The organism is Micromonospora sp. CA-248260 (assembly GCF_050942205.1).
Lineage (GTDB): Bacteria > Actinomycetota > Actinomycetes > Mycobacteriales > Micromonosporaceae > Micromonospora > Micromonospora antibiotica.
The window spans coordinates 3,314,399-3,327,944 of sequence record NZ_CP192021.1; the positions used below are offsets into that span (position 1 = coordinate 3,314,399).

At 72.7% G+C, this 13,546-nt stretch carries 8 protein-coding genes; 2 read left to right on the top strand and 6 right to left on the bottom strand.

The window, feature by feature from the left end:
- Window positions 1–17: 17 nt before the first annotated feature.
- From ACQP2H_RS14700 to ACQP2H_RS14715, 4 genes are read right to left on the bottom strand one after another with little or no spacing between them, the layout of a single operon-like run.
- Window positions 18–623 carry a response regulator transcription factor gene (locus ACQP2H_RS14700; RefSeq protein WP_219461784.1) on the bottom strand — a complete coding sequence of 202 codons (606 nt, stop codon included), beginning with the start codon at window positions 621–623 and terminating at the stop codon, window positions 18–20.
- The gene (locus ACQP2H_RS14705; RefSeq protein ID WP_357533576.1) at window positions 620–1,774 is read right to left on the bottom strand and encodes a sensor histidine kinase; all 1,155 of its coding nucleotides are present in this window, start codon (window positions 1,772–1,774) and stop codon (window positions 620–622) included. Before ACQP2H_RS14705 ends, ACQP2H_RS14700 begins: the two co-directional genes overlap by 4 nt.
- Before the next feature lie 21 nt (window positions 1,775–1,795).
- Window positions 1,796–2,527: an ABC transporter permease gene (locus ACQP2H_RS14710; protein WP_219461788.1), complete on the bottom strand. Its 732-nt coding sequence runs from the start codon at window positions 2,525–2,527 to the stop codon at window positions 1,796–1,798.
- A gap of 1 nt (window position 2,528) precedes the next feature.
- Window positions 2,529–3,422: an ABC transporter ATP-binding protein gene (locus ACQP2H_RS14715; protein WP_357533574.1), complete on the bottom strand. Its 894-nt coding sequence runs from the start codon at window positions 3,420–3,422 to the stop codon at window positions 2,529–2,531.
- 345 nt (window positions 3,423–3,767) lie between these two features.
- Here ACQP2H_RS14715 and ACQP2H_RS14720 point away from each other — a divergent pair, with 345 nt between their 5' ends.
- Both ACQP2H_RS14720 and recD2 read left to right on the top strand, forming a co-directional pair.
- Entirely contained in the window at window positions 3,768–7,130 is a 3,363-nt protein-coding gene (locus ACQP2H_RS14720) for a M12 family metallo-peptidase (protein ID WP_433233198.1), read from the top strand.
- A 111-nt stretch (window positions 7,131–7,241) separates the two neighbouring features.
- Window positions 7,242–9,458, top strand: a complete 2,217-nt coding sequence (gene recD2 / locus ACQP2H_RS14725; protein WP_219461793.1) for an SF1B family DNA helicase RecD2 — start codon at window positions 7,242–7,244, stop codon at window positions 9,456–9,458.
- A gap of 138 nt (window positions 9,459–9,596) precedes the next feature.
- On the opposite strand, the gene ACQP2H_RS14730 is transcribed toward recD2, so the two are convergent.
- A complete protein-coding gene (locus ACQP2H_RS14730) occupies window positions 9,597–11,195 on the bottom strand; it encodes an arabinofuranosidase catalytic domain-containing protein (protein ID WP_357533570.1) in 1,599 nt (532 codons plus the stop codon).
- 191 nt (window positions 11,196–11,386) lie between these two features.
- Window positions 11,387–13,219, bottom strand: a complete 1,833-nt coding sequence (locus tag ACQP2H_RS14735; RefSeq protein WP_433233201.1) for an RICIN domain-containing protein — start codon at window positions 13,217–13,219, stop codon at window positions 11,387–11,389.
- Between the last annotated feature and the right edge of the window lie 327 nt (window positions 13,220–13,546).

The following is a 13,546-nucleotide window of genomic DNA, read 5'->3' on the forward strand; positions in this document are numbered from 1 at the left end:
CCCCGGGCCAGGGGCGGTCAGAGCCAGCCGTTGGCGCGGGCGGTGTGGGCCGCCTCGATCCGGTTGCGGGTGCCCGTCTTGCCGATCGCAGCCGACAGGTAGTTGCGGACCGTGCTCTCCGACAGGTGCAGTCGGGCGGCGACGTCAGCCACCGTGGCACCGTCAACGGCGGCGACGAGCACCTCCCGTTCCCGTTCGGTGAGCGGGTTCGGGCCGGTCGCCAGGGCCGCCGCCGCCAGCGCCGGATCGATCACCCGCTCACCGGCGAGCACCCGGCGGACCGCCACCGCCAACTCCTCCACCGGCCCGTCCTTGACCAGGAATCCCCGCGCCCCGGCCTCCATCGCCCGGCGCAGGTAGCCGGGCCGCCCGAACGTGGTGAGGATCAGGACCCGGCAGGAGGGCAGCTGCTGCCGCAACGCCGCCGCGGTGTCCAGCCCGCTGCCGGCGGGCATCTCGATGTCCAACAGGGCCACGTCGGGGCGGACCCGCAGGGCCGCCGCCAACGCGGCGGTGCCGGTGCCGGCCTCGGCCACCACCTCCATGTCGGGTTCGAGGTTGAGCAGCAGGGCCAGTGCGCCGCGCATCATGCCCTGGTCCTCGGCGAGCAGCAGCCGGATCATCCGCGCGCCGCCCCGTGCGTGCCGGTGGGAATCCGGGCGGTGAGCCGCACACCGCCGCCACGGACGGAGGTGACGTGCAGTTCCCCGCCCGCCCGTGCGAGCCGTTCGGTGAGACCCCGCAGGCCGTTGCCCGGCTCGGGCCGGCCGCCGACACCGTCGTCGCCGATGGTCAGCACCGACTCCTCGGCGTCGGCGCGCACCTCGATCTCGCAACGCGACGCACGGCTGTGCCGCAGCACGTTCGTCACTCCTTCCCGCAGCACCCAGCCGAACGCGTCGTCCGCCTCCACCGGCAGCGGCCGGCCGGGTTGCCGCACGGTGACGGTGATTCCGCCGTCGGCGAGGGCGGTCCGGGCACCGTCCAGTTCCCGATCGAAGCTGCGGTCCCGGTAGCCGGTGACCGCCTCGCGTACCTCGGCGAGCGCGGTACGGCCGATGCGCTCGATGTCCCGGGCCTCTGCCGCTGCCCGCCCCGGATCGGTCGGGACGAGCCGGCGCACCACCTCCGCCTTCACCACCACGAGTGACAGTGTGTGGCCGAGGAGATCGTGCAGGTCCCGGGCGAACCGTAGCCGCTCCTGCTCGACCGCCGTCCGGGCCAGCTCCTGCTGGGTGCGGCGCAGCTCCGCCACCAGTCGGGCCGTCCGGGTGAAGGCCAGGGTCATGGTGCCTGCCAGCACCGTGATCAGTGCCGAGGCGGCGATGTCACCGACCGGCACCCGGTGCGCCACCCCGATCATCAGGACGGCAGCGGCACTGCCGCCTACCCAGGCGAACCCCCGGCTCGGCCGGACCAGCCCGACCGCACCGGCCGTCGCGACGTACGTCAGCAGGATCAGCCAGCCCTGCGGGCCACCGGCGTACGCGCCCGCGAGGCCCACCCCGAGCGCCGCGAACACCAGCAGGCCGAGGTGGAACAGCACGGGCGGCACCACCAGGTCGGCCACCGGCACCGCCACCAGCGCGAGGTAGAGCAGCGCGAAGGTGACCAGCCCGACCGCCGCGACCGCCGTCGGGCGTACCTGCCCCTGGACGATCGCGGTGGACGGTGGCAGCAGCAGCCAGAACCAGAGCGTGTGCGACGCCACCAGCAGGAGTCCCCGCCGCCGGCGGCGGCCGGTGGCGGGGGCCGCGATCGTGGCACCGGGCATGGTCGACACCGTAGCGGGAGCTCAGCGACGCGCGGTCGACCGGCGGTACGCCACCGCGGCGAGCACCCCGAAGGCCACCGTCCACCCGGCGAGCACCGCCAGTCCGGTCGGATCGGGGGTAAGGCCGGCCGCCGTACGCCAACCGAGTTCGGCGAACCGGTACGTCGGCAGCGTGTGTGCCAGGTGCCGCAGCAGGTCGGGGAAGTACGCCGCCGGCACCAGCAGTCCGCCGAGCACCGACAGGCTGAGGAAGGCGAGGAAGTTGACCGGCTGGGCGAGCTGCGGGGTGAGGCCGTACCCAATGGCGAGCCCGAGCAGCGCGAACGGCACCGTGCCGACCCACATCAGCACCAGCAGGGCCGCCCACCTGCCGGCGGGTAGCTCGACGTGGTGCTGGAGGCGTCCGGCGATACCCACCGCGACCAGCGACGGCACCCCGCTCACGGTGCTGACCAGGGCCTTCACCGCGACCACCCGGCGGGGGGACAGCGGGGTGACCCGCAGTTGGTGCAGCCAGCGCACCGCGCGTTCCTGGGCCACCGACGAGCCCACCGAGAGCACCCCGGCCATCGCGCCGTAGCCGGCCAGGCCGACCATGAGCGCGGCGGCGGCGGTGACGCCCTCCAGCCGGTCGCCCGCCGGAAGCAGGCCCGAGAAGATCACGTAGGTGACGACCGGGCCCAGCACGGTGAACAGCGCCAGCCGCGGGTCCCGGGCCAGGCGACGTAGCTCGAAGCGCAGATAGGCGCGCATGTCAGTGATTCCCTTCCGCGCCGGTGAGGGTGAGGAAGGCCGCCTCCAGCCCGACGCCGGTGACCTCCAGGCCCCGGAAGCCCCGGTCGGCGGCCAGGGCCAGCACGGTGGCGTCGGCGTCGTCGGTGGTGAGCGCCACCCGACCGCCCCGGACCTGCACCGACCGGACGCCGGGCAGCAGGTCGAGGCCCGCCACCGACCCGTCGGCGAGGTCGAAGGCCACCGTTCGGCCGCCGGCCACCGCCCGGATCTCGGCGGGCGGGCCGTCGGCCACCACCCGACCGCCGGCCAGCAGCACCACCCGGTCGGCGTACTCGTCGGCCTCGTGCAGATGGTGGGTGCTGAACAGGACGGTGTGACCGTCGGCGGCGTACCGGCGGATCGCCGTCCAGAACGCCTGCCGGGCGGCGACGTCCAGCGCCGCGCTGGGCTCGTCCAGGACCAGCAGGTCCGGGTCACCGGCCAACGCGAAGGCGAACCGGGCACGCTGCGTCTCACCGCCGGAGAGCCGGTCCAGCCGGCGGTCGGCCAGGTCGGTCAGCCCGGCCAGCGCGAGCACCCGGGCGGTGTCCAGCGGCCGGGGATACAGCCCCCGGGCGAGTGCGACCAGGTCCCGCACCGTGGCACCGGGGACGAAACCGCCGTCCTGCACCATCGCCCCGACCTGGCCGGCCCGGACCGCCTCGCCCGGTGACCGGCCGAACAGCGTCACCGTTCCGGCGTCGGGTGGGGCGAGTCCGAGCAGGAGCGAGATGGTGGTCGTCTTGCCGGCGCCGTTGGGGCCGAGCAGGGCGACCGTGCTGCCCGACGCGATGGTCAGGTCGATCCCGTCGACGGCCCGGACGGGGCCGAACCGCCGGGTGAGCCCGGTCAGGCGTACCGCGGTGTCATCCATGCCCGTCACGCTAGGCAGCCGGGGCCGCCGAGGGCAGAGCCGGCGATACCCGTCCGGCCAGGACAAATGTCCCGGCCGCGCCCGCGTCGGCGGGCCGGTGTCGCCCCGCCACGGCCAGCGGGCGTCCGACCACGACGCACCGGTCCCTGGTCACCTGCCCACCGCGCCGGGATCCATCAAGGACCGCTTACACCGCCGTGCTTCGCCGCCGCGTCGACTTTACGGATGATGTCTGTCGACAGGGGACCCGTCATAGCGTGTGCTTCTCCGGGACAGCCCGGCGTGGCCCACGAACGCCACGCCATCCGGCCCGTTCCTCTTACCTGGTGAAGTGAGGCCCACTCGATGACGGTTCCACCCCCCGATCCCGCTGGTCGCGGCCGCCGCCGACTGGCCGGGCTCCTCGCCGCGGTGCTGGTCGCCACCGCGCTGCCGCTGACCGGCGGCACCGCGGCGGTCGCCGCGCCGGCCGGCTCCGGCCCCTGGCGGCAGCTGCCGAGCGAGCCGTCGGCCAACGCCCGGGACGGGCGTACCCCCGACATCCGCGCGGAGCGGTTCACCGCGTACACCCTGGACCGGGCCGCGTTGGCCGACACCCTGGCCGACGTGCCGGCCGAGCGGGCCGGTACGGCCCGACGGTCGCAGTCGGCGCTGACCGTCGCGTTGCCCACCCCCACCGGGGGCTTCCAGCGGTTCGCCCTGGTCGACTCGCCGGTGATGGAGCCGGGGCTCGCCGCCCGGCATCCCGAGATCAGCACGTACGTCGGCCGGGGCCTGGACGACCCGACGGCGACCATCCGCGCCGACCTGACCCCGCTGGGCTTCCACGCCTCGGTCCGGTCGACCGGCGGCAGCTGGTACCTCGACCCGTACTACCACGGCGACCAGAGCGTCTACGCCAGCTACTACGCCCGCGACCTGCTCGACACCGACCCGGCCATGGTGGAGCGGGAGGACGTCGCGGCGGCGGCCGGGGCGCTGACGCCGGAGGTGACCGCGGACGAGCCGGCAGGTCCGCCGGTCACCCTGCGCACCTACCGGCTGGCCCTGGTCACCGACCCGTCGTACGCCACCTTCTTCGGCGCGGAGAACGTCACCGCGGCGAAGGTGACCCTGATCAACCGGGTCACCCAGATCTACGAGGACGAGACGGCGATCCGGTTGGTGCTGGTCAACGACACCGACAAGACCAACCTGAACACCGCAGCCCTGGCCACCGAGGCGAACGGGCCCTGTGGCACGGCGGCCTGCTACACCCCCACGCAGATCTCGTCGTGCACCAGCTCGCTGCTCAACCGCAACCGGATCGTGCTGGGCCAGCTCGTCGGCGCGGGCAACTACGACGTCGGGCACATCGGCCTGGGCCTGCCCGGTGGCGGCGTCGCCGGCCTCGGCGTGGTCGGCCTGGACGGCAAGGCGCGCGGCTGCACGGGCCTGCCCACCCCGGTCGGTGACTTCTACGCCGTCGACTACGTGGCACACGAGATCGGCCACCAGTTCGCCGGCAACCACACCTTCAACGGCACCCAGTACAACTGCTCCGGCGGCAACCGTAGCGCCGCCAACTCCTACGAGCCGGGCAGCGGTTCGTCGATCATGGCGTACGCGGGCATCTGCCAGCAGGACAACCTCCAGCCGCACAGCGACCCGTACTGGTCGCAGCGCAGCTACACCGAGATCAGCACGTTCGTCACCGGCACCCGGGCGGCGCTCAACGAGGTGCAGACCGTCTCGCTGTCCGGCTTCGACACCGACGGTGACGCGTTCAGCATCAGCTACGCGGGGCAGTCGTCGGTGCCGGTGGTGCGCGGCGGCAACTACACCGCGGCCGGGATCAAGGCCGCCATCGAGGCGATCACCGGCTGGCCGGCCGGGGCCACCGTCAGCGTGACGGCCTTCGGTGGGCTGGGCGCGCCGAACGACACCGGTTTCCAGGTCACCTTCGGTGCGGGCCCGCTGGCCGGGGTCGACGTGTCGTCGCTCGGTCTCACCGACACCGTCGGGATGACCGGCTTCGTCGGTGAGACCGCCCGGGGCGGCGCGGCCGGCAACAACGGTTTCCAGACCGCGCAGACCGGCAACCGGGCCCCCGTGGTCACCGTGCCGGCGGCGGCGCACACCATTCCGGCGCGGACCCCGTTCGCGCTGACCGGTAGCGCCACCGACGTCGACGGGGACACCGTCAGCTACCTGTGGGAGCAGAACGACCGGGGTGGCAGCACCGGCACCGCGCTGGTCAACAACACCAAGACCAACGGGCCGCTGTTCCGCCAGTTCGGCGAGGCGGCGGCGGTCAGCCCGACCGACACCCTGGAGTACCACTCGCCGGGGGAGAACGCGGTGAGCACCGACCCGACCCGGCACTTCCCCGACCTGACCCAGATCGCCGCGAACAACACCAACGCCGCCACCGGGGCCTGCCCGGCCGCGCCGGCCCCACCGGCCACCGGCGGGGCGAGCAACGTGCCCGCCGCGACGGTGGACTGCTACTCGGAGTTCCTGCCCACCGCCGACTGGGTCGGCGTGACCAACGACCGGACCCTGCACTTCCGGCTCACCGGCCGGGACCACCACCCCGGTGGCGGTGGCATCGGCAGCGCCGACGTGGCGTTGACCCTCGCCCCGGCGGCCGGCCCGTTCCTGGTCACCTCGCAGGCCACGCCGGCGGCCCACCTGGGCGGCGGCACCATGCCCGTCACCTGGGACGTGGCCGGCACGGACACCGCCCCGATCAACGTGAGCGAGGTGCGGATCTCGCTGTCCACCGACGGCGGGGCGACCTTCCCGCACGTGCTGGCGGAGAGCGTGCCGAACACCGGCGCCGCGACGGTGACCCTGCCGAACGTGGACACCGCCCGGGGCCGGCTGAAGATCGAGGCGGTCGGCAACGTCTTCTTCGACCTGAGCGACGCCGACCTCGCCATCACCCAGGTCCGCGCGGCCGCCGTCACCTACACCGGTGACGCCCTGGCCGCCCCGGTGGACGACGCCGACACCACCGGCGTGCTGCTGCGGGCCACCGTCCGGGGTGGCGGCGGTGACGTCCGCAACGCCACGGTGACCTTCACCGAGGGCGACGAGACCCTCTGCACGGCGGTCGCGACGCCGTTCGGCGCGGCGGCGGACGACGGCTCGGCCAGTTGCCGCGCCGTGCTGCCGCACGGCGCGCACCCGGTCACCGCCACGGTGTCGGGGGCGTACACCGGCAGCGCGACGGCCACCGTCACGGTGGCCGGCGGGTACGGCCGGTCGGTCGCCGGTTCGGGCTACCTGAAGGGCGGGGCCACCGCCGGTGGTTACCCGCTCGACGACGACCGGCGCATCGAGGTGACCCTGGACGGCCGGATCAACAACGGCAAGAAGTTGGTCGGCAGCGCGAAGGTCGGCTACAAGTCGGGCGGCAAGCGGTACAAGTTCCAGAGCACCGCGCTGGAGTCGTTCGGTGTCACGGTGGCCGGGGAACCGGTCGCCGACCTGCGCTACCAGGTCACCCTGTACGACATCTCCACCGCGCAGGACCCGGTGGCGGTGGCGACCGGGCTGACCATGCGGGTGACCGCCACCGACCGGGGCGAGCCGGGCCGCCGCGACGGGATCGGCATCACCGTCTGGGACGGTGACCGGTTGCTCTTCTCCTCGGACTGGACCGGCGCGTCGACCCGGGAGGGCACCCTGACCGCCTCCGGTGGCAACCTCACCATCGGCTGACCAGGCGCACCGCGACACCCGGCGTCCTTCCCCGCCCACCCGGCGGGGGAGGACGCCGGTGTTCGTCCGGGCGGTGGGTGGGGCTCGTCGGGCACCCGGCACGATGAGGGGGTGACCGCCCCCGCCCGCGCACCGCTCGCCACCCTGGACGCGGTCCTCGAACGGCTTACCTACGTCAACGAGGAGACCGGCTACACCGTCGCCCGGGTCGCCACCGACCGGGGCTCCGACCTGCTGACCGTGGTCGGCGCGTTGCTGGGTGCGCAGCCCGGGGAGAGCCTGCGGCTGTCGGGACGTTGGTCGTCGCACCCGAAGTACGGCCGGCAGTTCGAGGTCGACTCCTACACCACCGTGCTGCCGGCGACCGTCCAGGGCATCCAGCGTTACCTGGGTTCCGGCCTGGTCAAGGGGATCGGGCCGGTGTTCGCCGAGCGGATCGTGGCGCACTTCGGCCTGGACACCCTGCGGATCATCGAGGAGGAACCGGCCCGGCTGGTCGAGGTCGCCGGCCTGGGGCCGAAACGCACCGCGAAGATCACCGCCGCGTGGGAGGAGCAGAAGGCCATCAAGGAGGTGATGGTCTTCCTCCAGGGCGTCGGGGTGTCCACGTCGCTGGCGGTACGCATCTTCAAGCAGTACGGCGACGCGTCGATCGAGGTGGTGACGAAGGAGCCGTACCGGCTGGCGGCCGACGTGTGGGGCATCGGCTTCAAGACCGCCGACACCATCGCCCAGGCGGTCGGCATCCCGCACGACAGCCCGCAGCGGGTGATGGCGGGCCTGCGGTTCACCCTGTCCGAGGCCACCGACTCGGGCCACTGCTACCTGCCCGCCCCGGCGCTCGTCGCCGACGCCACGACGATCCTCGACGTCCCCGGCGACCTCGTCACCCGCTGCCTGGACGACCTGATCGCCGAGGAGGGTGTGGTCCGGGAGCTGCTGCCCGGCGACGACGGCGAGCCGGTTCCGGCGGTCTACCTGGTGCCGTTCCACCGCGCCGAGCAGTCGCTGGCCACCTCGTTGCTGCGGCTGCTGCACGACCGGGCCGACCGGCTGCCCCACTTCACCGACGTCGACTGGCCCCGGGCGCTGGCCTGGCTGCGGGCGGTCACCGGCAACGATCTCGCCCCCGAACAGGAGCACGCAGTCCGGCTGGCGCTCACCTCGAAGGTCGCGGTGCTCACCGGCGGGCCGGGCTGCGGCAAGAGCTTCACCGTGCGGTCCATCGTCGCGCTTGCCGCCGCGAAGAAGGCCCGGATCACCCTGGTCGCGCCGACCGGGCGGGCCGCGAAGCGGTTGTCGGAGCTGACCGGGCACCCCGCCGCCACCGTGCACCGGCTGCTGCAGCTGCGTCCCGGCGGGGAGGCCGTCCACGACCGGGACAATCCCCTCGACGTCGACCTGCTCGTCGTCGACGAGGCGTCCATGCTCGACCTGATCCTGGCCAACAAGCTCGTCAAGGCGGTGCCACCGGGGGCGCACCTGCTCCTGGTCGGCGACGTCGACCAGTTGCCCAGCGTCGGTGCCGGGGAGGTGCTGCGGGACCTGCTCACCGCGTCGGCCGTCCCCCGGGTGCGGCTGACCCGGGTGTTCCGCCAGGCCGCCCAGTCGGGTGTGATCACCAACGCGCACCGGATCAACGCCGGTCGGCCACCCCTGCTCGACGGGCTGCCGGACTTCTTCCTGTTCGCCTGCGACGACACCGAGGCCACCGCCGCGTTGACCGTCGACGTCGCCTGCACCCGGATCCCCACCCGGTTCGGTCTCGACCCGCGCCGCGACGTGCAGGTCCTCGCCCCCATGCACCGGGGGCCGGCCGGTGCCGCCGCCCTCAACACCCTGCTGCAACAGCGGCTCACCCCGCACCGCGAGGGGCAACCGGAGCGGCGGATGGGTGGCCGGGTCTTCCGTGTCGGCGACAAGGTCACCCAGATCCGCAACAACTACGACAAGGGCCAGTCGGGCGTCTTCAACGGCACCCTCGGCATCGTCACCGCGATCACCCCCGAGGAGCAGACCCTCACCGTACGCACCGACGAGGACGAGAACCTCGACTACGAGTTCGACGAGCTCGACGAGTTGGCCCACGCGTACGCGATGACCATCCACCGCTCGCAGGGCTCGGAGTATCCCGCCGTGGTGGTGCCCCTGACCACCAGCGCCTGGATGATGCTGCAACGCAACCTGCTCTACACCGCCGTCACCCGGGCCCGGCAACTCGTCGTCCTGGTCGGTTCCCGTCGTGCGCTGGCCGCCGCCGTGCGTACCGTCGGCGCGGGTCGCCGCCACACCGCGCTGGACCACCGCCTCGGCGGATCGGCCGGATAGCGGGTGTGGCGCGCCGGGGTGTGGGGCACCCCTTCGACGGCCGCGCGCTCACCGCCAGCCGACAGCCGGCTGTCGCGCCGGCCACCGCCCGATGGCGGTGACCGGCGCGACGATCCGGTCAGGTGGTCGGCACCGGGGTCAGCGGTAGCCGGCGGCGGTGATGTTGGCCTGTACCGCGTTCTCGGTGGCGTCCGACGGGTAGCCGGCGACCATCGCGCCCTCGTAGAACGTGCCGGCGCTGAGGTTCGCGCCGCCGTCGGGCTTGCAGCAGTCGCCGCCGCTGCCCAGGATGATCGCGCCCTGCTTCTTCATCGGGCTGTAGCCGGGCGGCAGCGACCCGTCGTAGAGGGTGTAGAGGCTGCCGGACTGGGCGTTGCTGCCCTTGATGGCGAAGCGGGAGGTGCCGTTGTTCTTCAGGGTGGCGGTGACGAACTTGTGCGGGAACGCCCGCTGGTTGGGGTTCCACGAGCTGCTGCCGCCGGGGAACAGTCCCCACTCCAGGTCGGCCTGCACCCACGGGCCGGAGCCGGAGCAGCCGCCGAACCAGCACTGGGTGCTGAAGTTGATCGCGTCCATCGCCCCGGCGGCGTCGGCCTTGCGGGTGGTTTCGCTGTTGCCGTAGTCGAAGCAGCAGCCGTTGTTGACGTGGGTGCCGCTGGTGACCATGTACATGCCCTCGGGGGCCGCGCCGGTCGGGATGCCCGTCAGGTGACCGTCACGCCAGTAGCTGTTGCCCGGGTTGATGTAGAGCGAGTACGCCTTGGCGCCGCCCACCGTCAGCGACTCCGAGGTCGCGACCGCCGGCCGGCTCTGCGGCGACCCGGGAACCACGCTGGAGCCCTGGTACCACAGGTCGTTGCCGCGACCGGACTGGTCGAACACGACGGTCACCACGCAGGTGGTGCCGGTGCAGAACGCGTCCTGGGTCGCGGCGTTGGCGGTGCCGCCGGTGCCGGTCAGCCCGATGTTGCGGGTGGTGTTGTCCGAGGAGCGGCGTACCTGGTAAAGGTTGCCGGTGTACGCGGCGTAGAGCGCCCGGGTGGTGCTGTGCGCGGCCACGCACGGGGTGCCACCGGCGGCGTAGATGTCACACGGCAGGGCGCCTGCGGGCGGGGGAGTGGTCGGCGGCGGCGTGGTCGGCGGGGTGGTGGTGGGCGGGGTGGTCGGCGAGGTCCACTGCTGGTTGGCCTGACCGTTGCAGGTCCACAGCAGGATCTTGGTGCCGTTGGCGGTGCCGTTGCCGTTCGCGTCCAGGCACAGGCCGGACTGCACGCCGACGATGGTGCCGTTGGCGTTGACGTTCCACTGCTGGTTGGTCTGACCGTTGCAGTCCCAGATGATCGCCGCCGTGCCGGCGGTGGTGCCCCGGCCGGAGGCGTCCAGGCACTTGTTGCCGTACACGGTGAGCTGGCGGTTGGTCGTCCAGGTCCAGGTCTGTCCGGCGCCACCCTGGCAGTCCCACAGCTGGGTCTGGGTGCCGTTGGTGGTGCTGGCGTTGGGGACCTCGAGGCAGCGCCCGGAGGCGGTGCCGACGATCCGGGTGCTCTGCCCCGGCTCGATGGCGGCCAGCGCGGGCGCGGCGGCGGCCTCGGCGACCGGCGAGGTGACGCCGGGCACGGCCCCGGCGACGACGAGGACGCCGGCCAGCGCACCGACCAGCATGGTCAGCCGGTGCCGGCGGCGGTGGGGGAGGGGATCGCGGACCGGTCCTGATCCGCTCGGGGACGGGGTACGCACGAGGCGGCTCCTTGGTTCGTCGGCGGCGCGGCCCTGGCGGACCCGCCCTCGGGTGGTGGTGGCGAATCGGTTCGGGACCCCCTCAGGATCACCAAAAGAACGATAGAAATCAATTCGTAGGGTCGTCTGTGGTGGGGCGGGGTCGACGTCCGCGCGACCGGGTGCCGGTCGACCGGTCTCCGACCGTCGCTCTACCGGCCCCAGAGCCGCCAGGTCTGGTTGAGCGGGCTGCTCTGGCCCACCGGCTTGCAGGTCCACTGCAGGATCCGCGCCTGGGCGGCGGTGGAGACCCCGTTGACGTCGACGCACTTGTTGCTGTGCCGGGCGACGAGCTGGTAGTCGTGGGAGTCGTTGCCCCCGTAGGTCACCCGGCGCAGGGTGAACTGCTGGCTGGTGCCGTTCTGGCACGTCCACTGCTGCACGGCTGCGCCGTCGGCGGTGGACGCCCCGCTGACGTCCAGGCATTTGCCGCTCTGCTGGTTGACCACGGTGTACGTGTCGGCCACCCCGGCGACCGGGCGGAAGTTCCACAGCTGCTGGTCGCCGCCCTCGCAGGGGAACTGCTGCTGGGGGTTGCCGTCGGCGGTGCCCAGGCCGGTGTTGTCCAGGCACTGCTGGGAGTGCTGGGCCACCGCGACCGAGGTGAAGCCGGTCTCGGCGGGCGGCAGTACGGTGACGGTGTACGTGTCGTTCTGGTTGCCGTACGGCAGGGTCACCGAGACGGCGTTGTTGGTCAGCGTGAGCACGGTGTTCGACACCGTGACCGGCCCCTGCACCGCGCCACCGTTGTTGTACGGGATGCGCTGGGTGAGCACCCGCACCTGGTTGTTCTGCACGATGCCGCTGGTGGCGTCCAGCCGTTGCAGGTTGACGGTCAGGTTGCCGGTGGTCCGGCCGCCGCCGACCAGCACCCTCGCCACCCCGGTCGCCCGGGTGGCGAAGGCGTCGTAGGACTGGCTGGGGGTCACCGCGGCGATCTGCCCGGTCTGCGCGGCGTAGTAGCGGTAGACCCACCACTCGCCCTTGGGCTGGTGCTGGCCGGCCGAGTTGCGGACCAGCAGGTTGCCCAGGTCGTTGTGCAGGTTGCCGGCGCTGGCCCAGTTCGCCCGCAGGCCGTCCGCGCGGGCCCGCTCCAGCCGGGCGACGTACCAGGCCCCGTCCGCCGGGTTCTGCTCGTTGGACGCGCCGTACTCGTTGATCTGGTAGGGCCGGGGGTGGGCGATGCCACGCGCGTCGAGGGTGGCGTTGGCGGCGGCGACGTTGGCGACCGGGTCGCCGGGCAGCGAGTGCCAGCTGACGATGTCCGGCACCGTGTTGGTGGAGCGGACGAAGTCGAGGTACTGGTTCCAGAAGGCGTGGTTGGTCGACGGCACGCAGGCGCAGCTCGGCCCGACGATGAGCTGGGTGGGGAACTCCGCCCGCAGCCGCTGGTAGGTGCGTCGCCACAGTTCGAGGTACTGGGAGATCGGGCGGTTCCAGAAGATGGTGATATTGGGTTCGTTCCAGATGTCCCACTGCACGGTCAGCCCGGCCGCCCGGACGTCGCCGATGAGCCGGGTCAGGAAGTTGTCGTAGTCGGTCCAGTTGCCGTTGTCACCGGGGAAGCGGGAGATCCCCGCGCCGTCGGCGCCCCACAGGTCGTGCGGCAGGATGATGAACTGACCGCCCAGGGCGGCGGTCCGGCGGGCCTGGGCGAGGGTGGAGTTCCACCGGCGGTCGTAGTTGCCGCCGACCCAACCGCTGCCGGGCAGCTGCGCGCCGCCGGCCCGCATGTACTGGAACTTGACGTCGCGGTAGAAGTGGTCGGCCGGGCCGCTGGCGTTCTCGGTCATACCGTAGATCCAGCCGGAGGCGCGGTAGGTCGGCGTGCCGTCGGTGGCGGAGAAGTTGACGCTGATCGACTCGTCGGCGGCCTGGGCCGGGGTGGCGGCGACGGCGGTGGCGGCGACGGCGAGCAGGCAGACGGTGAGTCGGGTGACGATCACGCGGATTCGTCCGGGCCGGCTGCGCAGCGGGGTTTTCACAGGGCGGCTCCTTGGTGGGGCGCGGGGACGCTCTCCGGAGGGCTTCGCATGCGAATCGATTCGCAGGGATCGTAGGGTGAGCCAGTGAAGGATGTCAATAAGATGACAGGGCGGTGAAGTCGACGTTTCCGATGTCGATCACGGCTGTGGTGCCCCCTCTTGACCGTGTCGCCTCGCCAGACCTATGTTCGTCCGAAGGAGGAGCCGAACCGATTCGCCTGACGGTCGGGTCGCGCCCCCACCCGCGCGGCGCTCGTCCCCCCTCGCCACCGGACGTCGCCCGCGAATCGAGGCAGCAGGCGACGGCAACCAGCCGTCGGCGGTGAC

What these genes read in the sequence shown, in the direction of transcription:
- ACQP2H_RS14700 (WP_219461784.1), bottom strand. Translation starts at nt 623, where the DNA reads ATGATCCGGCTGCTGCTCGCCGAGGACCAGGGCATGATGCGCGGCGCA.
- ACQP2H_RS14705 (WP_357533576.1), bottom strand. Translation starts at nt 1,774, where the DNA reads ATGCCCGGTGCCACGATCGCGGCCCCCGCCACCGGCCGCCGCCGGCGG.
- ACQP2H_RS14710 (WP_219461788.1), bottom strand. Translation starts at nt 2,527, where the DNA reads ATGCGCGCCTATCTGCGCTTCGAGCTACGTCGCCTGGCCCGGGACCCG.
- ACQP2H_RS14715 (WP_357533574.1), bottom strand. Translation starts at nt 3,422, where the DNA reads ATGGATGACACCGCGGTACGCCTGACCGGGCTCACCCGGCGGTTCGGC.
- ACQP2H_RS14720 (WP_433233198.1), top strand. Translation starts at nt 3,768, where the DNA reads ATGACGGTTCCACCCCCCGATCCCGCTGGTCGCGGCCGCCGCCGACTG.